The sequence below is a fragment of the Microcoleus sp. S36a_B3 genome, from assembly GCF_036700745.1.
Lineage (GTDB): Bacteria > Cyanobacteriota > Cyanobacteriia > Cyanobacteriales > Microcoleaceae > Microcoleus.
Genome location: NZ_JAUBPN010000002.1, coordinates 1 through 25,729, shown reverse-complemented (window position 1 = coordinate 25,729; position 25,729 = coordinate 1). Strand labels below are relative to the sequence as shown.

Annotated in this window: 23 protein-coding genes and 1 pseudogene; 17 read left to right on the top strand and 7 right to left on the bottom strand. The window is 45.5% G+C overall.

Annotated elements, in window-relative coordinates; all coding sequences use genetic code 11:
- The first annotated feature begins 14 nt into the window (after positions 1-14).
- From QUA01_RS02300 to QUA01_RS02290, 3 genes and pseudogenes are all read left to right on the top strand, one after another.
- Entirely contained in the window at positions 15-368 is a 354-nt protein-coding gene (locus tag QUA01_RS02300) for a DUF3082 domain-containing protein (RefSeq protein WP_333087859.1), read from the top strand.
- A gap of 207 nt (positions 369-575) precedes the next feature.
- Positions 576-1,082: pseudogene (locus QUA01_RS02295) on the top strand (DUF488 domain-containing protein); the annotation flags it as partial.
- 182 nt (positions 1,083-1,264) lie between these two features.
- Positions 1,265-1,993 (top strand): hypothetical protein, encoded by a 729-nt coding sequence (locus tag QUA01_RS02290; RefSeq protein ID WP_333087861.1) that lies wholly within the window; start codon positions 1,265-1,267, stop codon positions 1,991-1,993.
- A 359-nt stretch (positions 1,994-2,352) separates the two neighbouring features.
- Here QUA01_RS02290 and QUA01_RS02285 read toward each other — a convergent pair whose 3' ends face one another.
- The gene (locus QUA01_RS02285) at positions 2,353-2,724 is read right to left on the bottom strand and encodes a type II toxin-antitoxin system Phd/YefM family antitoxin (protein WP_333087862.1); all 372 of its coding nucleotides are present in this window, start codon (positions 2,722-2,724) and stop codon (positions 2,353-2,355) included.
- 303 nt (positions 2,725-3,027) lie between these two features.
- Here QUA01_RS02285 and metH point away from each other — a divergent pair, with 303 nt between their 5' ends.
- A complete protein-coding gene (metH, locus tag QUA01_RS02280) occupies positions 3,028-6,579 on the top strand; it encodes a methionine synthase (RefSeq protein ID WP_333087864.1) in 3,552 nt (1,183 codons plus the stop codon).
- 467 nt (positions 6,580-7,046) lie between these two features.
- On the opposite strand, the gene QUA01_RS02275 is transcribed toward metH, so the two are convergent.
- Positions 7,047-7,670 carry a hypothetical protein gene (locus QUA01_RS02275; protein ID WP_333087865.1) on the bottom strand — a complete coding sequence of 208 codons (624 nt, stop codon included), beginning with the start codon at positions 7,668-7,670 and terminating at the stop codon, positions 7,047-7,049.
- A gap of 361 nt (positions 7,671-8,031) precedes the next feature.
- Positions 8,032-8,358: a YbjQ family protein gene (locus QUA01_RS02270; protein WP_194011360.1), complete on the bottom strand. Its 327-nt coding sequence runs from the start codon at positions 8,356-8,358 to the stop codon at positions 8,032-8,034.
- A 286-nt stretch (positions 8,359-8,644) separates the two neighbouring features.
- On the opposite strand from QUA01_RS02270, the gene QUA01_RS02265 reads away from it, so the two are divergent.
- Positions 8,645-9,745 carry a tetratricopeptide repeat protein gene (locus tag QUA01_RS02265; RefSeq protein WP_333087867.1) on the top strand — a complete coding sequence of 367 codons (1,101 nt, stop codon included), beginning with the start codon at positions 8,645-8,647 and terminating at the stop codon, positions 9,743-9,745.
- Positions 9,746-10,199: 454 nt separating this feature from the next.
- On the opposite strand, the gene QUA01_RS02260 is transcribed toward QUA01_RS02265, so the two are convergent.
- Positions 10,200-10,370, bottom strand: a complete 171-nt coding sequence (locus tag QUA01_RS02260) for a hypothetical protein (protein WP_333087868.1) — start codon at positions 10,368-10,370, stop codon at positions 10,200-10,202.
- Between the two features lie 9 nt (positions 10,371-10,379).
- Between QUA01_RS02260 and QUA01_RS02255 the strand changes: the two genes are divergently transcribed.
- The 5 genes from QUA01_RS02255 (at position 10,380) to QUA01_RS02235 (ending at position 15,283) form a co-directional block, all read left to right on the top strand.
- Positions 10,380-11,162, top strand: coding sequence for a class I SAM-dependent methyltransferase (locus QUA01_RS02255; RefSeq protein WP_333087870.1), 783 nt, complete (start codon positions 10,380-10,382; stop codon positions 11,160-11,162).
- A 282-nt stretch (positions 11,163-11,444) separates the two neighbouring features.
- Positions 11,445-13,136 (top strand): beta-carotene ketolase CrtO, encoded by a 1,692-nt coding sequence (gene crtO, locus QUA01_RS02250; RefSeq protein ID WP_333087871.1) that lies wholly within the window; start codon positions 11,445-11,447, stop codon positions 13,134-13,136.
- A gap of 142 nt (positions 13,137-13,278) precedes the next feature.
- On the top strand, positions 13,279-13,596 hold the full coding sequence (locus QUA01_RS02245; RefSeq protein WP_333087873.1) for a DUF4258 domain-containing protein: 318 nt from the start codon (positions 13,279-13,281) through the stop codon (positions 13,594-13,596).
- Positions 13,586-13,810: a YgiT-type zinc finger protein gene (locus QUA01_RS02240; RefSeq protein WP_194066635.1), complete on the top strand. Its 225-nt coding sequence runs from the start codon at positions 13,586-13,588 to the stop codon at positions 13,808-13,810. Before QUA01_RS02245 ends, QUA01_RS02240 begins: the two co-directional genes overlap by 11 nt.
- A 27-nt stretch (positions 13,811-13,837) precedes the next feature.
- Entirely contained in the window at positions 13,838-15,283 is a 1,446-nt protein-coding gene (locus QUA01_RS02235; protein ID WP_333087875.1) for a tetratricopeptide repeat protein, read from the top strand.
- Between the two features lie 25 nt (positions 15,284-15,308).
- Here QUA01_RS02235 and QUA01_RS02230 read toward each other — a convergent pair whose 3' ends face one another.
- A complete protein-coding gene (locus tag QUA01_RS02230; RefSeq protein ID WP_255513389.1) occupies positions 15,309-15,434 on the bottom strand; it encodes a hypothetical protein in 126 nt (41 codons plus the stop codon).
- 151 nt (positions 15,435-15,585) lie between these two features.
- Between QUA01_RS02230 and QUA01_RS02225 the strand changes: the two genes are divergently transcribed.
- The 7 genes from QUA01_RS02225 to cruG all read left to right on the top strand — a co-directional run bounded on the left by QUA01_RS02225 (position 15,586) and on the right by cruG (position 23,625).
- Positions 15,586-16,686 (top strand): saccharopine dehydrogenase family protein, encoded by a 1,101-nt coding sequence (locus tag QUA01_RS02225; RefSeq protein WP_333087878.1) that lies wholly within the window; start codon positions 15,586-15,588, stop codon positions 16,684-16,686.
- A gap of 291 nt (positions 16,687-16,977) precedes the next feature.
- Complete coding sequence (locus QUA01_RS02220; protein ID WP_333087879.1) at positions 16,978-17,457, top strand: hypothetical protein; 480 nt, start codon at positions 16,978-16,980, stop codon at positions 17,455-17,457.
- Positions 17,458-17,758: 301 nt separating this feature from the next.
- The gene (locus QUA01_RS02215) at positions 17,759-18,280 is read left to right on the top strand and encodes a hypothetical protein (RefSeq protein ID WP_194012943.1); all 522 of its coding nucleotides are present in this window, start codon (positions 17,759-17,761) and stop codon (positions 18,278-18,280) included.
- An 807-nt stretch (positions 18,281-19,087) separates the two neighbouring features.
- Positions 19,088-20,413: a hypothetical protein gene (locus tag QUA01_RS02210; protein ID WP_333087895.1), complete on the top strand. Its 1,326-nt coding sequence runs from the start codon at positions 19,088-19,090 to the stop codon at positions 20,411-20,413.
- Positions 20,414-20,641: 228 nt separating this feature from the next.
- A complete protein-coding gene (locus QUA01_RS02205) occupies positions 20,642-20,782 on the top strand; it encodes a hypothetical protein (protein WP_333087881.1) in 141 nt (46 codons plus the stop codon).
- A gap of 164 nt (positions 20,783-20,946) precedes the next feature.
- Complete coding sequence (gene cruF, locus QUA01_RS02200) at positions 20,947-21,885, top strand: gamma-carotene 1'-hydroxylase CruF (protein ID WP_333087883.1); 939 nt, start codon at positions 20,947-20,949, stop codon at positions 21,883-21,885.
- 555 nt (positions 21,886-22,440) lie between these two features.
- Complete coding sequence (gene cruG, locus QUA01_RS02195; RefSeq protein WP_333087884.1) at positions 22,441-23,625, top strand: 2'-O-glycosyltransferase CruG; 1,185 nt, start codon at positions 22,441-22,443, stop codon at positions 23,623-23,625.
- A 14-nt stretch (positions 23,626-23,639) separates the two neighbouring features.
- Here the strand turns inward: cruG and QUA01_RS02190 are convergent, their stop codons facing one another.
- Together QUA01_RS02190 and QUA01_RS02185 are read right to left on the bottom strand one after the other, a co-directional pair.
- Positions 23,640-23,846, bottom strand: coding sequence for a hypothetical protein (locus QUA01_RS02190; RefSeq protein ID WP_333087885.1), 207 nt, complete (start codon positions 23,844-23,846; stop codon positions 23,640-23,642).
- Between the two features lie 13 nt (positions 23,847-23,859).
- A partial coding sequence (locus tag QUA01_RS02185; protein ID WP_333265739.1) for a calcium-binding protein occupies positions 23,860-25,729 on the bottom strand: 1,870 nt, incomplete at its 5' end.

Below are 25,729 nucleotides of genomic sequence, written 5' to 3'. Positions count from 1 at the left end.
AATCTAAAATTGCAATGGCTGATTTAACTAATCCAAATTCTAATTCCCAACCTCCAAATTCTGCTGGAAATGCAGCGCCTGCATCTTCTCGGCAGCCTACGGTTTTGCGGTGCGTAATGGGTTCGCTGATCGCCAGCGCCTTCGCTTATGGTTTGTATTCGCTAACTATGTCGATCGCTCTAAGTTTTGCTAGCAAGCCACTGCATTCCACCAATATTACTGTGCTTAAAATTAGTGTTGCCGTGCGAACTTTGGTAGTCGGAATGGTGGCTTTGGGTACGGGCGTGTTTGGACTCGCCGCTGTCGGTTTGATGCTGCTGGGTTTGCAAATTTTGATTCAAAAGCTGGTGAAACAACCCACAAGTTGAAGTCTGCAGATTGAAACCATCGGGCGACAAAAACTCTCCCCCGCAAGGCACGAACAAAATAGCCAGATCGAAGCAATGGAATTATTTACGATCGGACACTCCAATCAGAGTATTGAATCGTTTCTTTTGTTGCTGCAACAACACGGGATTACGGCGGTTGCGGACGTGCGTTAGCGAAGCCCTCGAAGAGGATCGCATCCTTTCAGCCGCTATTTACCTCATTTCAACAAATCAGAAATTACCGCTTCTCTGTCTGATGCCGGCATTCAATATGTTTTTTTAGGTAAAGAATTGGGCGCGAGGCCGGAAGATTTAAGCTGTTACGATACGGGCGGTAAAGCTTTGTACGATCGCATAGCAGCAACTCCTCTATTTTCCGCCGGAATTCAGCGCTTGCTCAAAGGCGCAGCAAACTTTAAAATCAGTTTAATGTGTGCGGAAAAAGACCCGATCGCTTGTCATCGGACTATTTTAGTTTCCCACAAACTCAAAGCATTTAATTTGCAAATTAAGCACATTTTGTCCGATGGAAATTTAGAATCGCACCAGGATTTAGAAGCAAGACTTTTGAGCAAGTTTAACCAAGCAAAAAACCACAATCTGCCAATTCAGTTAAGCTTGTTTGAATTAGCACCTCAAGTTCAGGATGAAATAGTTGATTTAGAAACAGCTTATTATCGTTACGGATTGACAAGGGCATATATCAGCAAATAAGGCAATTATCGGCTATACATTCTTTGTTTTTGATAAATTCTAGCAGCAACTCTTGACATTTCATACATTGGACAGTGTCGTAGGGCAATCGGCGCGCACCATAGCGTTAAAAATTTTATTCTAGATTTAACCTTCTTCGTGGTATAATTCTTCCGCACTGTAGCAGAAAGGGGTGCTTTTTTATGAAAGCAGAATTTTATTATGACTGTCACAGATATATTTGTAGTTTAGTTCAAGTTGATTTTGTCAAAGAATTAAAAATTAAAAATCATCAAGGTTTTGTGTTAGCTGTTAAGCAAGGCGAAAAGATTGGGCTTTTGGGAAAAAGTCGCCATAATGCTAAACAAATTGATGTTTCTAAGCCTCATTTTTATAATGTGATTAAAGCAGCTATGAGCGCTTTAGAATTAGAAACGAGAAATGAAATGATATTAGACAGAAATCGCACGATTGCTGAGGGCGAAGATATGATTCAGCAGCAAAACCGAGAAATTCGTGTTTTGAATGAACAGCTTAGAATTCAAGGGCTTAAAATTGAACAATTGTTAAGGGAGAATCAGCAGTTATCGGCGCAGCTTGTAGAGAAGGAAATTAGAGAAACTCAAATTAATCTAGCCAGCCAGGAAAATTTAGCGCAGGTGGGAATTGAGGAGGTAAGTGGAGAAGCTGAAATTAATCAAGAAATTGATGATTTGCCGATTATAGATTCTGGGTTAGAGGTGCATTTAATCGAAAATCAGCAGGATTTGGAGGAGGTTGAGATAGCGGAAACAATCAGCGAGGGCGGTGTTGAAGTTGTTGATTTAGAAATCATAGAAGAAGTAGACGCTACATTAGAAGTTGCAGGAGGTGAAAGTGAAATTAAGCACCTACCGAAAAGGGGTTCACAGAGAAAGACGAGAAAAAAATAATGACATTTTTTAATGTTTTTTAATAGTCAAAGGTTGGTTGTGAGAACTTCACTCCTGAGATTTTTCTGATTACTTCTGTTCTCACTCAGTAGAAAGGCGCAAATAAACAGCACTGTGCAATGAAATGTCAATCGCACGCTTCTCCTCAAGCCGAACTGCCTCCTGCGTGATGCCAAGGATAAATATTCGCGCCGATTTACTGATAGCAATCCTCAATCAGTACAAATATGTAGGATAGTGCCAAGAATGCCTGCCCGCAGGGATCGGGGCGGCTTTACCGGATCTATTTTTTTTATTTATAAATATTGGCGAAGCGAACTCCTACAGGAATCGCAACTAATTGAGCGGAGATGATATTATTATTCCATTTTCAGTCTGGCTTTTTCAGCTATCAGGTACTCCGGCACCCAAAATCGATCGACAGACATCAGAATAGCTACAGATATGAAAATATGAATATTCTCTCCCATTTCCTCCGTTGGCAGCAAACCAAACAATTCGTCAAATTCCTTGACATCTGTTAAAATATTATCAAAGTCCTTGACAAGTTCGTCCGGGTAGATGCAGTGAATTGCTCCACAATCTTCATAATAGGCTTCTTCGTCGGGGAAAAATTGTGACGGTTTGAGTTCTTCCAGCAGGTAATCTAGTTTTTGAAACTCTTCTTCCAAAACAATGGCGGCGATGTCTTCCCCGGCTTGCTGTAAGATAATTCGATCGCCCTTTTGCATGATTCGTTTAATTATCTCGATCGCATTTTTGCAAAAATCCTCAACAGTTAAGCGAAAAAAAAACCTCGCAACTGGCCAATTTTTCCTCCGCAGCGTCGCCCGCAGCCAAATTTTGACAATTATCTAAGGCGATCGGTAAAATCACAGGTGCGATGGCTACGCCCCGGCTTGCGCCTACGAACTATTGTCACTAACATTAAATCCTTCAGTCATCAGCAGTTCCCCAAGATAGGCATAATTGTTGAGAATATTGCACAATAGATAAAAATGTAAATATATAGCACCTACGTCTTTTTACCGCCGATGAATAGCAGATTTCTCGATCGACTCCACCACCCCTCGCGCCCCGTCATCGTCTTCGACGGCGCAATGGGAACCAACCTGCAAGTCCAAAACCTCACCGCAGAAGACTTCGGCGGCAAAGAATACGAAGGCTGTAACGAATATCTCGTGCACACCAAACCGGAAGCCGTCGCCATCGTGCACAGGGGATTCCTCGAAGCAGGCGCTGATGTCATCGAAACAGACACCTTCGGCGCTGCTTCCATCGTGCTCGCCGAGTACGATTTAGCAGACAAAGCATATTATCTCAACAAAACAGCGGCAGAACTCGCCAAGGGAATCGCCGCCGAATTTGACACGCCAGAAAAACCGAGATTTGTCGCAGGATCGATCGGGCCAGGCACCAAATTGCCAACTTTAGGACACATCGATTTCGACACGCTAACCGCCGCTTTTACCGAACAAGCAGAAGGACTTTATGACGGTGGCGTTGACTTATTTCTTGTCGAAACTTGTCAAGACGTACTGCAAATTAAATCAGCATTAAATGCTATTGAAGAAGTATTTAAGAAAAAAGGTGCGCGGATTCCGTTAATGGTATCAGTCACAATGGAAGCCACCGGCACAATGTTAGTCGGTTCCGACATCAGCGCCGCCCTAGCCATTTTGCAGCCCTATCCCATAGATATTTTAGGATTAAACTGCGCCACCGGGCCCGATCGCATGACGGAACACGTCAAATACCTTTCCGAACATTCGCCCTTTGTAATTTCCTGCATTCCCAACGCCGGTTTACCCGAAAACATCGGCGGCCACGCGCACTACAAACTCACGCCAATAGAATTAAAAATGGCCTTGATGCGTTTCGTCGAAGACTTAGGCGTGCAAGTCATCGGTGGCTGCTGCGGAACCCGCTACGATCACATCCAACAACTATCAGAAATTGGCGAAACTCTTACACCAAAAATTCGCGATTTTTCTTGGGAACCTGCCGCCGCTTCAATTTATAGCGCGCAACCCTACGAACAAGAAAATTCATTCTTAATTGTCGGCGAAAAACTCAACGCCAGCGGTTCCAAAAAATGCCGCGATTTGCTAAATGCCGAAGATTGGGACGGTTTAGTAGCAATGGCTAGGGAACAAGTGCGAGAAGGCGCGCACATTCTCGATGTCAACGTTGATTATGTCGGGCGCGACGGCGTGCGCGACATGAAACAATTAGTTTCCCGCGTGGTGACTAATGCAACTCTGCCCTTAATGTTGGATTCCACCGAATGGGAAAAGATGGAAGCGGGGTTAAAAGTTGCGGGCGGGAAATGTTTGCTAAATTCTACTAACTACGAAGACGGAGAACCGCGTTTTTATCAAGTTTTGGAATTGGCAAAAAAATACGGTGCGGGGATTGTGATCGGGACGATTGATGAAGATGGGATGGCCAGAACTGCTGACCAAAAATTTGCGATCGCCCAACGCGCCTATAACGCCGCCGTCGCCTTCGGAATTAGCGCTGAGGAAATCTTTTTTGACCCCTTAGCTTTGCCCATTTCCACCGGGATTGAAGAAGACCGAAAAAACGGCAAAGCTACCATCGAATCAATCCGCCGCATCCGCCAAGAATTGCCCGGTTGTCACGTAATTTTGGGAGTTTCTAATATTTCCTTCGGCTTGAATCCGGCGGCGCGCCAAGTTTTGAATTCCATGTTTTTGCACGAAGCGATGCAGGCGGGGATGGATTCGGCTATTATCAGCGCTAACAAGATTTTGCCGATCGCCAAAATCGACCCCAAACACCAAGAAATCTGCCGTAAACTGATTTACGACGAGAGGGAGTTCGACGGCGAAATTTGCGTTTACGACCCCTTGGGCGACCTAACAACGGTGTTTGCTGGCAAAACTACCAAGCGCGATCGGACAGAAGACGCAAACCTCCCCGTAGAAGAACGCCTGAAGCAGCACATCATCGACGGCGAACGAATTGGGCTCGACATCCAACTCGCCAAAGCCTTAGAAACCTATCCGCCCCTGCAAATCATCAATACCTTCTTACTAGACGGGATGAAAGTAGTAGGAGAATTGTTCGGTTCGGGACAAATGCAGCTACCGTTTGTATTGCAGTCCGCAGAAACCATGAAAGCGGCCGTTGCCTATTTAGAACCGTACATGGAAAAGTCAGAATCCGGGGATAATGCCAAAGGCACATTCCTGATCGCGACTGTTAAAGGCGACGTTCATGACATCGGCAAAAACTTGGTTGATATTATCCTATCAAACAACGGCTACCGAGTGATTAACTTGGGAATCAAACAGTCGGTTGACAATATCATCGAAGCCTACGAAAAGCACAAAGCTGACTGTATTGCGATGAGTGGCTTACTGGTAAAATCCACCGCATTCATGAAAGAAAATCTGGAAGTATTCAACCAGAAAGGAATCACCGTTCCCGTAATTTTGGGCGGCGCGGCTTTGACTCCCAAGTTTGTACATGAAGACTGCCAAAATACTTACCAAGGTAAAGTAATTTATGGCAAAGATGCGTTTTCTGACTTGCACTTTATGGAGAAACTCATGCCAGCCAAATCTGCTGGTAACTGGGAAGATTTGCAAGGATTTTTAGATGAAGTAGGGCAAGAAAATAAGACAGTGAAAGCAGCTAAAATTTCGGCAGAAACTGCTGTAGAAGATGCTGGAAAACCAGACATTCCGGTGGTGATTGATACCAAGCGTTCCGAAGCGGTTGCTGCAGATCTCGATCGCCCAAATCCTCCTTTCTGGGGAACAAAACTGTTGCAGGGAGAAGACATCCCCTTTGAGGAGATTTTCTGGCACTTAGATTTGCAAGCCTTAGTTGCCGGTCAGTGGCAGTTCCGCAAGCCCAAAGATCAATCGCGGGAAGAATACGATGCTTTCTTAGCCCAGAAAGTTTATCCGATATTGGAGGAATGGAAACACAAAATTATTGCCGAAAAGCTATTGAATCCCCAAGCAATTTACGGGTATTTTCCCTGTCAATCTGAAGGCAATTCTTTGTATGTGTACGATCCGGAAATTATGAATAACGGGCAAGATGTATCGACACCCGCTGCAACATTCACATTTCCCCGGCAAAAATCGGCGCGCCGGCTGTGCATTGCCGACTTCTTCGCGCCGAAAGAATCGGGTAAAATCGATGTATTTCCGATGCAAGTAGCGACAGTGGGAGAGATTGCTACAGAGTACGCACAAAAGCTATTTGCTAATAATCAATATACCGACTATCTCTACTTTCACGGGTTAGCGGTACAGACAGCGGAAGCAATAGCAGAATGGACTCACGCGCGAATTCGGCGCGAATTGGGCTTTGGTAGCGAGGAACCGGACAATATTCGCGATATGCTGGCACAAAGATATCGCGGTTCGCGGTACAGTTTCGGCTATCCCGCTTGTCCGAACATGGCGGATCAGTACAAGCAACTGGAATTGTTAAAGTGCGATCGGATAAACTTGTACATGGATGAAAGCGAACAGCTTTATCCCGAACAATCCACCACGGCAATTATCACCTATCACCCAGCGGCGAAATACTTCACCGCTTAATTTGTATGGTGCGCACTGCGTACATTCTTCTCAATGTATGATGCACGCTGCGCACCTTCCTCTTAATTTGTAGGTGCGCACTGCGCACATTCTTCTCAATGTATGATGCACGCTGCGCACCTTCCTCTTAATTTGTAGGGTGCGCACTGCGCACATTTTTCTCAATGTATGATGTGCAATTCCAGCCCTGCCTAACTTGTTAAATTTGAACCTGATAAAAAGGATCAAACCGCTATTTTACTTTGGGACTTTTCAGACTTAAAGCAAGTCAATCGGTGCGCATTGTGCGCCCTACAAAATCGGTGCGCATTGCGCGCCCTACAAAATCGGTGCGCATTGCGCGCCCTACAAAATCTACACAAATGAAGTCCGCCGGCACGGACTGAAGAATACATGAATTAAAACAATAAAAAAGCACCTTGAAAAAGTGCTTTATGAACATGAACTTTCCATGTCCGACCAAACTTTTACGAGTAATTCCGGGGAGTGCGCGCGCCTGCAGATGCCCCTGCCATTGAAGCAACTAAACCCAATAGCGAGCCGAACAAAAATGACCAACCTGCTTTGGCGGCATTTTCAGCAATATTGCGAGTATCTTGAGCAGATACGTTAGGCGCTTGGTTCGGCAGATTGACGACACCTTGCTGGGCTTGATTAATCACTTCTCCGGCATTTGCAGCTACTATGCCAAAAGTACCGGCCACGCCGTTGGCTAACAGCCAAGAGCCTATTGTTAAGGTCGTTGCCCACAAAATTGCTCCGTTCAAAAGTGCCGTGCTGCGGTTCATCGGGCCGCAAGCGCGAGCTGTTACCCAGCCCCCAACGCCTAAGCTAATTAGCAAACTGATGATTGACCAAATTCCTACTCCTGTACCGACGCTGCCGGCAATAGTGCGCGGTGCTCCTGAATTAGCGATGTTGCTTAGGCCGATCGCCGCGCCCAATGCACTTAACACCAGTTGTGTGGCGATCGCAATTACCAAACCTGAAAAGATCGGGCCCCACCGCACTCGATCGTGGTATTCCATCACTGAATTCACCACCACCGGTTCAGTAACAACGTTATCGGCAGGTCTATTTACGTAGGACATATTTTTTTTCCTCTGAAGTGTTTTTATTTTTAAGAATCTAGAACTTATGTATTGATTTTGGCTGAGATTGATAAAAACTATATCTGCCTGGGGAAATAACCAGAATCTCTGTCTGAAGAAAGAAACAAAAAAGTCATCATATCAATTCCGGTTTCACTCCTGTTGACTGTTGACTGTTGACGGGCGGGGCGAAAAACTGAATGGTTGAGTGTTAACTGTTGACTCGATTTTATTATTCCGATGCAACCAGAAACGATATCAGCCATCAGTCAGAAGCTATTAGCTAATGACTGATGACTGATGACGAATAACTATTTTATCCAGTTAAACAAAGTTCGCCGACGTATAGAGGAAAGGCTGCTTAACGCAATCTTACAGCCGTTCCGACGGCAGTAATCAGCAGCAGAGCTCCCGAAGAGTCTACATTAATCGTGCCAGTATCAACTTCCACCCCGATGACGGCATTAGCACCGAGACGCCCTGCCCGTTTTTCCAGTTCCGCGAGGGCATCTCGCTGTCCTTTGAGAAACACTTCCTCATAACTGCCGGTGCGCCCGCCGATGATGTCGCGAATCCCCGCGAAAAAATCTCGCAGGGCGTTGGTGCCGTAGACCACCTCAGCAGTTACAATTCCCAAGTAAGATTGAATTTCTGCTCCTTGGATGATATCAGTTGTTGTTACAATCATCAGTTGCCCTCAAGTGCGAAAATTTTGAGTGAGTCGAGTTCTGTAGATTTACTACATCTCGCCGTTCCAAGATTCCAGCCAAACCCTAAGCTGGAGCGTCGATTAAAGAATTGAAGAATTTTGGATTGATGCTCCAGCACCTTGAATCACCGGAGGTTGAACTAAACTCTAAAATTTTGGGATATACTCTGACGCTAGCGTCAGTGGTTTGTATCCGTTTCTTGCAGCTCAGCGCTAGCAAGCTGGCTGCAACTCGCTCTTTTATTCCACACATTCTTTGAAACAAATGGCCGTCCACAAACAAAGTCTCTTGGTATTAAGTACGCTGTTGGTAGCGGGATTCGCGATCGCAGCGCCGCAGGTAGCGCTATCAGCAGAAACATCTGTTCAAGTTCAACCTAAAAACGATTCAAATTTAGATGATCTGCTGCGACAAGGACGCGAGTTGGTAAATGCAGGAGATTACAGTAAGGCGATCGACGTTTATCAGCAAGCAGCGCGTTTAGATGCCGAAAACCCGCGCATTTTTTCCGGTATTGGCTATTTAGAAGCGCGTCAAGGCAACTATCAAGCCTCTGTAGAATTTTACCAACAGGCGATCGGTCTCGAACCAAAAAATGCTGATTTTCAATACGCCCTAGGATATGCTATGGCGAACCTACAAAACTATCCCGCAGCAGCCTCTGCTTACCGCCGCGCCACTGCGCTCGATCGCAAAAATGTCAACGCCCGCATCGGTCTGGGAGTGGTACTTTTTCAGCAAAAAGATTACAGCGGTTCATTTAAAGCATACCAAGAGGCGATCGCCCTCGATCCGAAAAATTGGCAAGCTTATTCTTCAATGGGTTTAGTATTGATCCAGCAGGGAAATTTTGCCAGTGCTGTCACCGTGCTCGAAGAAGCAGCCAAACTCGCTCCCAAACAGTCCAGCGTCCAGTTAAAATTAGGTAGTGCTTTGCTGCGGAACGGCAACACTTCCGAAGGACTAGCAGCTTTTGAAGAAGCAGCCAAACTAGAGCCCCGAAATCCCGAAGTGCAAGTAGAAATCGCCGAACTTCTCAGATCTCAAAACGACTTAGACGGAGCCGTGGTAGCTTATAAGCGGGCAATTGACGTGCGCCCGAATTTAGTTGAAGCATACGTGGCGATCGGGGAAATTCAAATCCAAAAACAAGATTTTGTAGGAGCGATTATCACTTTTAGGCGAGTGATCCAGATCGATCCAAACAGAGCAGAAGCTTATTACGATATGGGTCAAGCACTCAAAGCGCGCGATCGCACATCCGAAGCAATTCAAGCTTTCCAACAAGCTCTAGACACTTACCGCCAGCAAGGAAACAATGATGGTGCCCAAAAAGCCGAAGCGGCCCTCAATGAACTCAAATAATTAGTCAGTAGTCAGTGGTCAGTGGTCATTAGTCATTAGTCATTAGTCATTAGTCATTACTCATTGGTCATTACTCATTGGTCATTACTCATTGGTCATTACTCATTAGTCATTGGTCATTAGAAATGCTAGTTTTAAATCTCGCGAACTAACTTATCATCCAATACGGTTTAGTTAAGACGATCCATGTGCTGAAATATTCTGAAAACCAAATAATACTGCGATTGCTTCGTTGCTCTATTAAGAGAATTTTAAGTAAACCGTATTGATTTATAATTAGAATCGAAAACTTAATAACTTAAACACCTCCTACAGTCCTCTATCCTGTAAGTTGGCAGATAAAAGGAGGCAGAGCCTCGCCTATCTGCATTACCAGACAGAGCGAAAGTAACGAGCAATTGCTTAAGTTATTAAATCTTCATTCCTTAGTCATTAGTAGTTAAATGTCTACTAACTACTGACAACTAACTACTGACAACTGCCAACTGACAACTGCCAACTGCCAACTGCCAACTGACAACTGCCAACTGCCAACTGCCAACTGCCAACTGCCAACTGACAACTGACAACTGACAACTGACAACTGACAACTGCCAACTGTCAACGGCAAACTGCCAACTGTCAAATTATTAACATGAATTCTTATAATTCTAAACCTGCGCTATACGAGATGAATCCGCTAGGTCGATTTTCCGATCGCGCCGCCGATTATGTCAAATACCGCCCGACTTATCCAGCCGCTGCGATTGAGGCGATTTTAGATGGACTTGGGGAACCTTCGCAATTAACAGCAGCCGATATCGGTGCAGGTACGGGGATTTCTTCGCGTCATTTAGCAGAAAGAGGTGTTCGAGTATTAGCGATCGAGCCTAATGCCGAAATGAGACAAGCGGCTGCACCTCACGAGCGGGTAGAGTTTAGAGAAGGCACTTCTGAAGCTACTAATTTGCCCGACTCATCCCTCGATTTAGTCTCGTGTTTCCAGTCTTTTCATTGGTTTAATCCTGTTTTAAGCTTACCAGAATTTCGGCGAATTCTCAAGTCGTCGGGAAGGTTGGCTGTAGTTTGGAATTTGCGCGATCGCGCGGATGCGCTGACACTAGGTTACACTCAAATTGTTAAAAGCGCTTCTAACAGCCATCCGGCCGAAAAGCGAGCTCGCGCGATCGAGCCATTGCTTGCGAGTCTAGATTTTAGTGACGTGCGCGCGATCGAATTTGCTCACAGACAAAATGTAGATTTAGCAGGTTTGATCGGGCGGGCAAAAAGCGCATCGTACATTCCCAACTCCGGGCCTCACTTGCAGAAAATCATCTCGGATTTAACCGAGCTTTATCAAGCTCACTGCGGCGATCGAGGCTTTGTTTCATTAGTTTACAAAACAAGAGTTTATTTGGGATCTCGTACTGATAATTAATTTTTTGTGTGACGCAAGTAAATCCCAAAATCTGTGGTATGATGCAGGGGCAAGTTGGCAGGAGCGATCGAAGGTTCAACAATTGACAGTTGAAAGCAAACAATTGATCGGTCAATTCAAGAAACAAGAAGGCGATCGCACAACAGCATTTAACAAAAACTCCATCTTTTGTAAGATACTAAAACTAATCTCTGAAGATGAATCTATTTCTATTGATAGAGACTGCCAACTTGTTAACATTTGTAAAATCAAACAAAATATCCTATCCCCAGAGCTTCATCTATGCAAACCTATGATGTAATTATCATCGGAGCGGGTCACAACGGACTTGTCTGTGCCTCTTATCTCCTCAAAGCCGGATATACAGTCCTTTTGTTAGAAAAACGTTCGGTTCCCGGCGGCGCGGCGACTACCGAAGCTGCGATTCCTGAATTACCAGATTTTAAATTCAACTTGTGCGCGATCGACCACGAATTTATCCATCTAGGGCCGGTCGTAGAAGAATTAGAACTGGAAAAATACGGTTTAGAATATCTTTACTGCGATCCAGTGGTTTTTTGTCCGCATCCAGACGGCAAATATTTCTTAGCACACACTTCCGTAGAAAAAACTTGTGCAGAAATTGCCCGCTACAACGAGCGCGACGCGAAAAAATATGCCGAATATACAGACTTTTGGCAGCGCGCTTTAGGTGCAATGGTGCCGATGTTCAACGCGCCGCCAAAATCTATTATAGATATTGCCGGCAACTACGATATTGCCAAACTCAAAGACTTATTTTCAGTCATCGGTTCCCCCGACAAAACGCTGGACTTTATTCGCACGATGATTACCAGCGCTGAAGACATTCTCAACGAGTGGTTTGATGAGGAATTTCTAAAAGCACCCTTAGCGAGACTCGCTTCAGAATTGGGCGCGCCTCCTTCGCAAAAAACGATTGCGATCGGTGCAATTATGATGGCAATGCGCCACAATCCCGGCATGGCGCGGCCTCGTGGAGGAACTGGTGCATTGGTGCAAGCGCTGGTCAATTTAGTGAAAACCTATGCGGGTGTTATACTGACCGACCAGCACGTTGAGAAAATATTAGTTGATAGCGGCCGCGCTGTCGGTGTTCGAGTTGCAGGCGGCACAGAATATCGAGCTACCAAAGGTGTCATTTCTAATATTGATGCGAAGCGTCTGTTTCTGCATTTAATGGATGAGAGTGATGTTGACAGTGCAGATCCGAATTTGCGGGAAAGATTGGATCGCAAAATTGTCAATAACAACGAGACTATTCTGAAAATAGATTTAGCTCTCAACGAAGTACCTAAGTTCGATCGCTGGAATCACCGAGATGAATATTTAATGGGTTCTGTTTTAATTGCTGACTCGGTGAAACACGTGGAAATTGCTCATACTCAGCCTGCGATCGGCAAAATCCCCGATTCCGATCCGTCGATGTATGTCGTGTTTCCTACCGTAAGAGACCCGTCGATGGCTCCTCCCGGACACCATACGGCTTGGATTGAATTTTTTGCTCCTTACCAAATCGAAAATGCTGAGGGAACCGGTCAGCACGGTACGGGTTGGACGGATGAGCTGAAAAACAAAGTTGCCGATCGCTGCATTGACAAATTAGCAGAATACGCGCCGAATATCAAGAATTCAATTATCGGCCGCCGCGTGGAAAGTCCGGCCGAATTGGGAGAGCGTTTGGGGGCGCTGAAGGGGAATTATTACCACGTTGACATGACGCTGGATCAGATGATATTTTTCCGTCCTTTACCGGAGTTGGCCAATTACAAAACGCCGATCGACGGTTTGTTTTTAACTGGTGCGGGTACGCACCCCGGCGGCTCGATTTCGGGGATGCCCGGACGCAATACGGCTCGCGTTTTCATGCACTCGCAGCAGCCGATCGCGCAGACTTTGGCTGATGCAGCTAATTCTCTGAAATCGAAGGCTAAGTCGGTGTTTCGGAGTAATTAGAAGCTAAGGGGGCGGGCATTCCCCGCCCTTATTGATTGACTGTTTTTGGTAAGCTTAGTTGAAAAATAGGGTGATTTTATGTATAATTAAATGTTAAGTTTTAGATCAAAAGGAAATCCGTAAGCTGTTATGCACCCTGGTAATGATTGAAGAAATCCGCAATAAAATTGTTCAAAGCCAGTTTGAGTTCTCACAGCACGCTCTCAATCAAAGCATCGTCCGCCAGATCGGGGTGCAAGAACTGCGCGAGGCTATTTCAAGCGGTGAAGTTATCGAAGATTATCCAGACGACAAATATGGTCCAAGCTGCCTGATACTGGGTTTTACCCTAGCAGCTCGACCTTTGCACATCCAGTGTAGTTATCCATCCCGCCCTTTGATAAAAATTATTACCCTATACGAACCGAGCGCTGAACTGTGGATGAATTTCAAAGTTAGGAGAACTCAAAATGAGCAATGAAGTCTGGAAAGAAACCATGATTGAACAAAGAGTTAACTATACTCTTGAAATGGATGGAAATTTTATCATTATTGAAAATGTGCCAGCCCGATTGTGTGTAGAAACAGGAGAGCGTTTTTTCTCACCAGAAACTGTAGAGCGACTACAGCAAATCATCTGGAAAGGAAAACAGCCAAGTCGCACGCTGGAAGTCCCTATTTATGACTTTGTATAGTTAGCAAATCAAGAGGAAGTGCAGGTAATGTCATCCCAACTTTTAAAAGATCGTTTTCAGGCTCTGGAGTTGGTTGAAATCGCCGACAATCATCTAAAGTTGGGACAAATCGAGCAAGCTCAAGAAAATTTTGCGAGAGCTTTTCAGATAGCCCAAACATTCCCGAATGACATTCCTAAAGCTTTGCCTCAATGCTCAGTTTCTGTAAGAGAGCAAGTGTTAAATGCGTTCATCCGCAGCTATGCTCAAGTAGAAAACTACGGTTCTGCTGTTCTGGTGGCACGAGGCATAGAAGATGAGGATTTTCAAGCTTGTGCGTTAAGTGCGATCGCGTCTCAAGTTGCAGCATCTGGACAAGCTGACTCGGCTCTCAGTATTGCCCAAACAATAGAAAGTAACTATTATAAAGCTATGGCTTTGATTTCTATTTCTCGCAGCTACGGTAACACAGAACAAACGAGCAAAGCTGCTGAGGTATTGACTCAAATCATCAGAATTGCTTGGGTCATCAAAAACGATCCATATCCAGCTTGGATGTTAACTCATCTCTCCTACTATGTCCAGGAAAAATTAGGACAGTTAGATACAGCTTTTGAGATTGCCCAACTGGTAGAAAATGACAGTGACAAAGCCTGGATTTTAAATCGGCTCGCCAGAAAATATGCTAAAATAGGGCAATTCGATCGAGCCATCCAGATTGCTGAAATAATAATAGACAATGAGGAAAAAGAATTAGCTCTAGCTTGGATCGCTGATGAATATGCAAAAGCCGGACAATCGGATGCAGCCTTGAAAATTGTTGCAACCATAGATAATGATTGGAAAAACTCACCCTTAATTCAAATTGTCAAAAATTATGTCGCATCCGGACAATTTGAACAGGCCAAGGAAATTGCAGGAATGATAAAAGATCCAGATGATGAGGATGAGAATGATTGGAAATGGGAGGCAATGAGCGATATAGCTGGCGGTTATGCTAAAGCGGGGCAATTTGACAAAGCACTTGAATTTGCAGAAAATTTAGAGAACGAATATCACAAAGACGAAGCGTTATGGGCAATTGCTTACCGCTATGCTGAACTAGGACAATTTGAGTCGATTATTAAAATGGCTCCAGCTTCTATTTCTGCCGGTGACGATCCATTAGCGGTAATCGCGGAATTGATGGTCTCCCAAGAATTAGAATGCGAGCGAATTATAGCAATTACTAAAACCTTAGAGAACGAATTTGACCAAAGAGCGTTGTTAAGGTCGATTATTTATCAATATGCAAATACCGAAAATAATTCAGATAAAATTATCAAATTTGCTCGCTCTGCAACTGATGAATCAATCAAATATGTCGCATTGGAGCATCTGGCTAAAAGCTACGTGGAAGCAAAAGATTACGATCGAGTTTTGGAAATTGCTAAAAGCATAGGGCTAGAAAAAGTGAGAGTTACCTCTTGGAAATATATTATTCCTCCGAGCTGATAAAGTTAGTGATTTGCCAGAATAATTATTGCGAGATAATTTCTTCAGCATGATGACGCATCAAGGGAAAACGAAGGGCGATCGAACTTAACACCTTCTCTAAATCGGGAGCATTTTTTGCCAAACTTGGAGCTGGTTCGCGCTCTTTCAAAACGGGCTGACACTCACAGGCACCGGCCCCTACCAACTGTCACTGTCAACTATCAACGATCGACTGTTTATCAAAAATTCATCCTTTGTGCAGATGGAAAATATGACTAGAACAATGAGAAAATCAGATTAGCGTTACCCTATTTTTAGCGATGACAAACCGAGTTTTAATTGTCGGCGGGCGGGGCCGAATTGGCAGCAGCGTTGCTCAAGACCTTGTTACCCATACCGACGCAGAAATTACTCTTACTGGGCGCAACCCTGAAGGCTCTATTAGCCCTGGATTGCCGCCGGATAGGGTGCAGTATCAAGCTTTAGATTTAGCAGACAGCGCCGCTTTGCAACAAGCTGTTTCATCCTCTAACCTCGTAGTTCACTGTGCCGGGCCATTTCACTACCGAGATGCTAGCGTATTGAAAACTTGCATCGAAGCTGGTGTTAATTATGCTGATGTCAGCGACAGCCGCAGTTTTACTCGCAGAGCTTTAGAATATCGGGAAACAGCTAAGAATGCTGGGGTGACAGCGATTATTAACACGGGAATTTTTCCGGGAGTTTCTAACAGCATGGTGCGCCGAGATATCGAGAAATTAGATACAGCCGAACAGGTGCATTTGAGTTACGTTGTCGGTGGTTCTGGCGGTGCTGGTGTCACGGTGATGCGGACTACTTTCTTAGGTTTGCAAACTCCTTTTGAGGCTTTGATTGATGGCAAAATGCAGGAAATCAAGCCATACACCGATCGCGAAACGATAGAATTTCCCGAACCCTACGGCCAAACAGGGGTTTACTGGTTCGATATGCCGGAAGCAATTACTTTGCCGGAAACTTTCCCAGTAAAAACAGTTGTTACTAAATTCGGCACGTCTCCAGACCTTTACAATCACCTGACTTGGTTTGTTGCCAAATACTGGCCCGATAGCTGGCTGAAAAATCCTTCGGTGATTGAATTTTTGTCCTATGTCAGCTACGGGATGACTGCTGTTAGCAATAATTTTAGCGGTGTGGGTGTGGCTGTGCGATCGCAAGTGAGCGGCCTCAAAAACGGTAAACCGGCTAAAGTTCGATCGACAGCGCTACACCCAAATGCTGCTACAGCTACGGGCATCGGTACTGGCAGCATCGCTCAATTGATGTTAGAAGGCAAACTGGCAAAACCTGGCGTTTGGTCGGTAGAACAAGCTCTTTCTACCGAACTATTTGAAAGAGCTATGCAGAGTCGAAACCTCAACATAGACCAGGTGTGTGTGTAGTTTGTTCGGGTTTTAATGGCAATTTTAGATGTGTGGTGAACGGGCTTTTTTTGACGAACCGCGAAGATGCGCTAGGCTTTCGCCGCGCGCAAGCGCTCTTATCGCGAAGGAAGAGGAGAGAAGAGTGAGGGTTTGCAATAATTGTAGGAGAACCGCTAGATCAAGTGTTTTGCCGAATTGCGGGCCCTCATAACTAGATGAGTTTTGCTTGTTTAACTAATCTATCTTTTGGTAGAAGTAATTATAGCAAGCAGGAGTTTAATATATTGGACATCATCAGAAATAGCCCTTTTGGATCGATCGACACACGGTAGCTGCAACAAAGATTGCACTTTAACCAAGGTTTTGGACGCGCGATCGCCCGATCGGGACAACAAACACCATAGTTTTTGCGAAAAAATACCAGGAGATGTCGATATGAAGCGGGTTTTAAAAGCTCTCGGGCAAACATTGAGTCAAAGCATTTTGCTGATCTGTACGCTGGCTTTCATTGGTTTAGCAGGTATGGCGCTAGCACCCAATCAGGCGGCTTACGCAGCAGGTCAATACAGCAGTCAGGCGCAGCAGTCAGGTAAAATTACTGACCCTGCAGAAAAATTTGAGGATCTCAATCCCCAAGCAGCTTACGAAGATATCGTCAACACAGCTCAAAATCCTGCAAAGGTCGAGAAGGTTTATGATGAAAGTCTAAAGGAATACAACGAAGAGCACCCGCAAGAAAACATTGTTCAAAAAGCTGAAGAGCTGATCGAAAAGGTCACGGGTCAATAATAAATTAACAATTTTCTATCTATCTAATTCAAGTTGCTGGTAAATACGGAGCTTTGGTGAGAACACAATAGAGCATCGTTCTGAAATCGCTTGAACCTAACTATGTAGGGTGTGCTATCGCGCACCCTATGTCGTTTTAGTAACTTGTAAAACCACTTAGTTATTCCGTTGAAACCAGTTTTTTAGTGGCGCTGACCAGGCTTTTTAAACTAGCAGATTCATCCCAAAGGAAGATGAATAAATAGAAGCTTAAAAGGTAGATTTAATCATAGATTCAGTTAAATAAAAGGAAAAAAATATCATGAGCAACGATAAAGAAACAGTGAAGGGAACAGATGCTAACCTAGACCCGATTTCTGGGGAAACAGGAGCTCATCCAGTGGGAACCGGTATCGGTGCTGCGAGTGCGGGTGCTGCGGGTGCTGCGATCGGCGGTGCGATCGGCGGGCCTGTGGGCGCAGTTGTGGGCGCAGTTGTGGGCGCATTTGGTGGCGGTTTGGCGGGTAAAGGTGTCGCAGAGTCGATCGACCCTACAGTAGAAGATACTTACTGGCAAAACAACTACAGCACCCGTTCTTACGCGGACACGAGCGCGACTTACGAAGATTATCAACCTGCATACCGCACCGGCTACGAGGGTTACAGCCGTTACGGCGGTACTGGTAAAAGCTATAGCGACATCGAAAACGATTTGCAACGCGACTACGAAACAAATCGCGGTAAGTCGAACCTACAGTGGGAAAAGGCTAAGCACGCCACGCGCGACGCTTGGGATCGGGTGGAACGCGCTGTTCCCGGCGACATTGACAAAGACGGCCGCTAACACAATCGATTTTAGATTTTAGATTTTAGATTTGGGATTTTAGATTGACTTGCAGCGCAGTGAATCTGGAATCTGGAACTAGAATCTAAAATTTTGGGAGATTTACTGAGGAGCGTCGGGGGCGCGGTATCCGTTGTTTGCGAGTCAGCAAGTATTTTTCAGTCTTAGATGCACGTAAACTCGATCGCTCCAGGTTTATCAACTGATAAAAACTGGGTTTTTGAACCAGAGATACAGATTGTGATACTAGATTTTCGGTTCTATTCCCAGTTTTTGCCACAGGTGCAAGATAACATTGAAATTAAAAACTATTTTCAACGCGAGTTTAGCAAATTTATAGGGAATTTTTAGCTGATCTCTAGAGCGGGAGAGGTATTTTTATGCTGCGTTGAAATCCCATTTGTCAGCAAAATTTTTCCAGGGCGGGTTTTCCGACTGGGATCGCCCAAAAAAATATTAACAGCAGAGTTGGAAATTGGCGCTTTTTTTTTGACTATTAGCCATAAAATTAAACTAATTCAGGACTCATATCGTATTCGGATCGATTGACAAATCTAAGATTCGTTCGTAGTGTGGACTTGAGTCCGCTCCTAAAGTTCGTAGTGCGGACTTTAGCCCGCTCCCAGAGTTGGTACTCTTGTACGCAATTCAACGAATCGTTTTGTGATGGCAATCGATCGGACACGATACCGGGCATCGATCGCATATTTCTGCGATTTTTCGCAATCTGGGCGATCGATCGCAATCGAGTCCCATAATTGTTAATCTAAATCCTCTCATTCAAAATCGGTATTACTTGTGGATGAAATGTTGGAAAAAGCTTGGACGCTCAAGCAAAATTTAATTGACTTTGTGATGGATGCTGAAGGAGATTTAGCAGTAGCTTTGGAAGCTTTTGCAGCAGCTCGATCGACTGGCGAACGCTATGATATTGCTCAGCAAAATCAAGTGATTGACAGTTTTACCGTTGAAGGTAAAGTCGGAGATAAAACGCCGATCGACATTTTTATCGAAAGTCAGCCGGATTTAACCCAGAGCGAGCTCGGTTTGCTAGAAAGTTGGCAGCACAGAAGCTTCCCTGCGTTGTTTGAGATTACTCAAATTTCCCCCGACAGCTTGGAACTGATGAACTGGCTGACGGCCAAGCACTACGCTGTCAAGCCCAACAGCGCTAATTTCCTCGAACAAATGTCTCGCTTAAAGTTAGGAGAAATCTTGCGGGCTCGGATTGCGCCCCTCACCGATGACTGGTGGATACTCTCGGGCCCTGCGATTCAGATGGGGAAATTGGGCAAGCCGAAGTTGGCTGTGGCGATCGGCAATTTCAAGCAAAATTACAAAAATAACCTGTACAGTGACGCGCCGGAACTGTTAGAACAAGCTTGGAAGTCGGTAGAAAAGTACGACGAAGATTTTACCGAATTTTTTGGTAGCGACGAAGTGACGCTATCGGGATATCACCTGAATAAAAAGTTGGCTGAATTTCAGGAAGTAATCACTAAAAAACACCTAGCTGAGATCGGCGTTGATGAAACTAAATCTCTGGCGGATATGGTGGAAGATGCTGGAGTCGATCGAGAAGAGGTCAAAGCCGCGGCCATCGCAGCAGCAGGCGCGGATGCTAAAGCCGTTGAGGTAATGCTCGACAGCAATGCTAGTTCAAAAATGGTAACGCCGAAAGTCGAATTGCCCGATCGCTTCAAAAAAGCCGAAAAGGTGACAGCACTTTCTCATCCTCGCTGGGGGCAAACTTTTTTGTCTACCTACGCTCAATTTACCGAAATGCTGGCAGCAGAGGACTTTTCAACCATTCCTGGTTATGAAAAGTTGGTTCGCAGCTATCTTGAAGATGCTGCAATTAATGCCTGGATTTGGCAGCGGTTAGCGAAAGTTAATCCAGCGAAATTAGAACAAATTTTGCAAACTGTGTTGCAGCGGACTGATTTTGCGATCAAGACTGATTTAGATTCTTTACTGCAAGAGTTTAAAAAACCCTTAGAACCAGAACTCCCGGAAATTGCCAGCGTTCCCCTGCACCTGAACAACTTATTTCAGCAAGCTTTAGGCGAAGTTAACAAGTCAAAGTCCAAACCGCAGGACAAAAAGAAAAGCTCTAAGGGTTTTAAATCCTGACCCACATCTGGCACTAATGCCAAAAATTTGGAGGGGTGGCTTTACCAATAATCCATTCGGGAAAACCAGAAATTCCAATATTATGGTTGATTACCATAATAAAAACTGATCTGTGCCGAATGCAAGTCTTGGGCATGAGGGCGGACGGTCGTCCCCACTACGAACTTTGGGTGGACGGTCGTCCGCACTACGAACCTTATTTATTGTTGTCGATCGACCTGACATGATTTGACAGGCCGCGGGCGGGACGATCGCACTGCATCGGCAAAATTCTGGATCGTCGGGGAAAGCGAACTCCTAGCTGCCATTGACTTCGCTGGCGATCGCTCTGCGGTTGGCCCGGCTGGGTTCCCAGTTGCTGATTTTTAATTGGGGTGGGGATTCTGTATAATCGGGTTCGCGATTGGGGCGATCGCAGTGTATTCAGAAAATTCTGATTTTCCCAGTTCGTCTTTGTTTTTTGTTAAAGATGTTAAAGATTTGTAAACTGTTAGGGGATGCTTTCTGCATCTAATATTTTTTCGAGGAGTCCCATGAAGCAACTTTTGATGGCTGAGCGCTTTTGCTTGATAGCCCACGTCGTGTCAATGGCTTTTGGATTGGCAGGGCTGCTGCTGATTGTACCCAATCCTGAATTAGTGATGAGTTTACCGCCCGCCGGACAAACTCTGTTCCAATGGGGGATGGCTGGGGGTGGAGTAGTTTATATCATTTTTGGTGCAGCAGCGGTTGCTATCTATGCCTATCGGACGTTGGGGTTGGGTGCAACTCTGGCATTTTTGGTGCCTTCTGTGTTTTTGTCCTTAAGTAGCGAGTTGTTGGGAACGAGTACGGGTTTTCCCTTCGGAAACTATCACTACTTGAGCGGTTTGGGCTACAAAATTGCAGGGCTAGTTCCGTTTACAATTCCGCTGTCGTGGTTTTATCTGGGACTGGTTTCCTATATAATTGCTCGCGCTGGAGTCGGTGGCGGTAAAGGCCAACTCAACTGGGTGGGCCAAATCGGGGCGATCGCCCTTGGTTCTTTGCTTCTGACAGCTTGGGATTTTGTACTAGATCCGGCGATGAGTCAAACTTCAGTACCTTTTTGGGAGTTTGAAGAACTTGGGGCTTTCTTCGGGATGCCTTACCGCAACTTGGCGGGCTGGATGGGTACTGGAGCGCTATTTATGTCAGTAGCAGCTTTCTTGTGGAGAAAAACGTCGATTAAATTAGATCGATCGGAAATGGGTTTGCCGTTAATTGTTTATTTGGTAAACTTTGCTTTTGGAGCAATTATCACTGTAACTTCCTTGGATTCTCGGTTTTGGTTCCCGACATCCTTAGCTGTGCTTCTGGGTGTAGTTCCGGCGATCGTTTTAAGCTGGCTGGCGAAACCCGCAGCAAATGACTTAACAGAAGCAATTCCGTCTTTGGAATCTGCTCTGAAAGCTGAAATTCCTTCTCAGCGCGTCGGTGCTTTGCGTAAGTAAGCGGCCCCCGTGCAATCGCTGCTGATTTGGCAAAATTTTACACGAAATTTTGAGCTAATTTAAAAACCCGGTTTCTACAAGAAACCGGGTTTTTTCAGCTAGAGATTAGCAGTAGGGCGCCTCATAAAAAGTAATTCTCAAGTCTCATATTCTGTGCGGTTTACCATAATAAAAACCTTTGGTAGTGCGGACTAATTTGATTACTGTCGCTCCCCCGGACAGGGGAGCATCTGAGTTTTGCATTGAGCCTGCGAGCTTAAGAACTCGCACGCTCAATAAAAAAATGCTTTGTGCAAAACACCAGATGCTCCCCCGGACACTCTCTAAACTCCTAATTTAATTCGCTTTACACCATTTATTCCAAGCGTGCGTCTGTTAGGAAATTGTGAATTTTTTCCGACAATTTTCGCTAATGCACCCTACTGTACTGTAAGATGCTTAAAGCTAAAATTTGATTAAATTTTTCAAATTAATACTACCCACAATTCGCAATTCCCAATTCTTCAATTTAAAATCTAAAATCTAAAATCTAAAATCCATCAGATCGCCCCTAATATGCCAAATCTCTTGACAAGCATCCTACCTGCCGCACTTTTGCTGCTGCAATTACCCGCCGCCGCCCTTTTAATGTCGCGGTTAATTAAAGGCCCGTCGCGCATTCCGCCCCTGGAACCGGAATCGCCGACGCTGGACTTGTTAGGGGCTTGTACTGCGGTGGTGCCGACTTTGAACGAGGCCGATCGAATTTCGCCTTGTTTGGAAGGATTAAGCCGCCAAAGTTACGAGCTCCGAGAGGCGATCGTGGTTGACAGCTATTCGGTAGACGGAACCGGAGATTTAGTCAAAGCTGCAGCACAAAAAGACCCCCGGTTTCGCTTGATTAACGACGATCCGCTGCCGGCGGGCTGGGTGGGGCGGCCCTGGGCGCTGAATTGGGGTTTTTTGGCAAGTTCCCAGAAGTGCGAGTGGATTTTGGGGATAGATGCGGATACTGTGCCGCATCCGGGTTTGATCGCGAGTTTGCTCAAAACGGCGAAAGCTGGAAATTACGATCTGATTTCGCTGTCGCCGCAGTTTATCCTCAAGTATCCGGGGGAGTTGTGGCTGCAGCCTGCTTTGTTAATGACTTTGGTTTATCGGTTCGGGCCGACGGGAACTGGCGGGGACGTGCCGGAACGGGTGATGGCGAACGGTCAGTGTTTCCTCTGTAAGCGCGAGGTTTTGGTGGCGTTAGGGGGCTACGAGGTGGCAAAAGGTTCTTTTTGCGATGATGTGACTCTGGCTCGCTATGCGGCTGCTAAGGGCTTTAAGGTGGGCTTTTTGGATGGGGCTAAGGTGTTGAAGGTGCGGATGTATGAGGGGGCGATCGAGACTTGGAATGAATGGGGTCGATCGCTCGATTTGAAAGATGCTGCTTCTGGCGCTCAAATCTGGGGCGATTTGTGGCTGTTACTGGCGGTTCAAGGTTTGCCGGTGCCGATTTTACTGTGCTATTTGCTATTTGGTTTGTTATCGCCTGTGGCGGTGTTTCCCTACGGTTTGCTATTGGGATTGAATGTATTTTTGGTTGCGGTGCGATCGGCTTTGTGTTTCGCGATCGCCCCAAGCTACGATACAACTCAGGCCTCTGGTAAATGGCTATTTTGGCTGTCACCTTTAGCCGATCCGCTGGCGTTTTTGCGAATTCTAATTTCTGCGTTAAATCAACCTACTCAGTGGCGCGGCCGCAAGTATGAATAATAATTAAATTTTTGCTAGACATTAATTAAGGGCGATCGCCCGTAGGGAAACGGCACTGCCGTGTCCGGCGGCGTTCTGCGAATGAAAGATAATTTACAGCAGATTCCAGGTATGTGAAATACATTCAATATTCCGTAGGGACACGGCACTGCCGTGTCCCTACAGATGCTTGTGCGAGAACCCTTTTGGTCTTTTTTGTACTGAAGGAAGGGATCTCGCACTTTTCATTCTTCCCTAAACCAGCATGAAGTTAGCCACTGTAATCGAATTGGCACTCACTCCAATCATCACACCTAACTCTTCTCCTGTCAAGGCATTTTTGATAATTGTACCTTGAGTATTTTGAGTTATTGCTAACTGGCTAAAGCTCAAACCTCCGCTTAGTGCGATCGAATCTTGACCAATGGTAAAATCAGCAATCCGGTCAAATCCTTGACCTGCATTTAAGACAAAGATATCATTGCCGCTACCGCCAATCAAACTATCATTCCCCAATTCTCCGTAAAGGATATCATCACCTTTTCCGCCCAGGAGAGTATCATTATCTTCCCCGCCGTAAAGAGTATCATTTCCTTCACAGCCTCCCAAGATATCTGCGCCTTCGTCACCGCTGATAAAATCATTACCTTCACCGCCACAGATGGTATCCGCACCCTCATTTCCTAACAAGTAATCATCTCCCTCACTGCCAAGGATTATGTCATCACCTTTGCCTCCAAATAAGCTGTCATTACCCTTGCCGCCATCGATGAAATCATCATTTCTGTTCCCATAAACGATGTCATTACCTTCGCGGCCATTTATGGAGTCATTGCCTTTGCCTCCAAAGATTAAATCATTGCCCAAGTCGCCAAGAATAATGTCATTATTTTCATCTCCAAATAGGATGTCATCACCTGTGCCGCCGCTGATAAAATCATTGCCTTTGTTACCGTTGAGAATGTCGCTGCTATCGCCACCATACAAGTTGTCATCCCCGGATTTGGCATCGAATATATTGCCCGTGTTGCTACCCAGTAATTCATCATTTTTGGCAGTCCCTATTTGAATTGTCGATACACCGACTATCGTGTTTTCAACTGAATTCGGTTGGTTTAAATTGGGATAGTCAATGTCATCGCAGATGCAGTCATCGTTGGGGATGTTGTTGGTTGTTGGTGTGGGCGTTACCGCTATTGTTGGTGCGGGTGTGGGCGTTTCCGCAGGTGTCGGTGTTGGTGCGGGTGTTGGCGTTACGAATGGTACAGGAGTTGGTATTGGTGTTGGTATTGGCGTTACGAATGGTGCAGGAGTTGGTGTTGGTGCGGGTGTGGGCGTTTCCCCAGATGTTGGTGTCGGTGTTGGTGCGGGTGCAGGAGTTGGTGTTGGTGCGGGTGCAGGAGTTGGTGTTGTTACAGGTGCAGGAGTTGGTGTTGTTACAGGTGCAGGAGTTGGTGTTGGTGCAGGAGTTGGTGTTGTTACAGGTGCAGGAGTTGGTGTTGGTGCAGGAGTTGGTGTTGGTGCAGGAGTTGGTGTTGGTGCAGGAGTTGGTGTTGGTGCAGGAGTTGGTACCGCAACATTAACGTTAAAAGTTCCTAAACTAGCAGCAACAGCCTGATTTCCAAGTGCATCTTTAACCTGACTTGCTTGCAGATTAACAGTGTAAGTACCATTATCAACACTATCCCAACTTCCCCCTGGCGGAGTCAACGAATAAGTTGCTGTCCGAGGCGTACCATTACTATTAGTATCGACACTGACAAATTGTGCAGGAATAGCACCACCTGACCCATTTACAACAAGATCGGAATTATCTAAACTGGTAACATCAATTCCATTACTATCACTGAAAGTAACTGTCAATGTCTGACTTGTACCGTCGGCTGTAGTAATGTCAGAAATTGCACTCAAGTTAGCAGTAGGTGGAGTGACATCAACAATAGGTGTGGTGATATTAGCAGTGCGAGTCAGTTGCGCGGCTGCGATATTGTTATTACCGGCTGTATCCGTAGCTTGGGCTGCGGGAATATCAACTGTGACATTACCAGTAGCAGCGGGAGTGACATCAAAGGTGTAAGTTTTGGCATCAACTTTCACAAAGTTACTGACATTCGCATTGGCTACG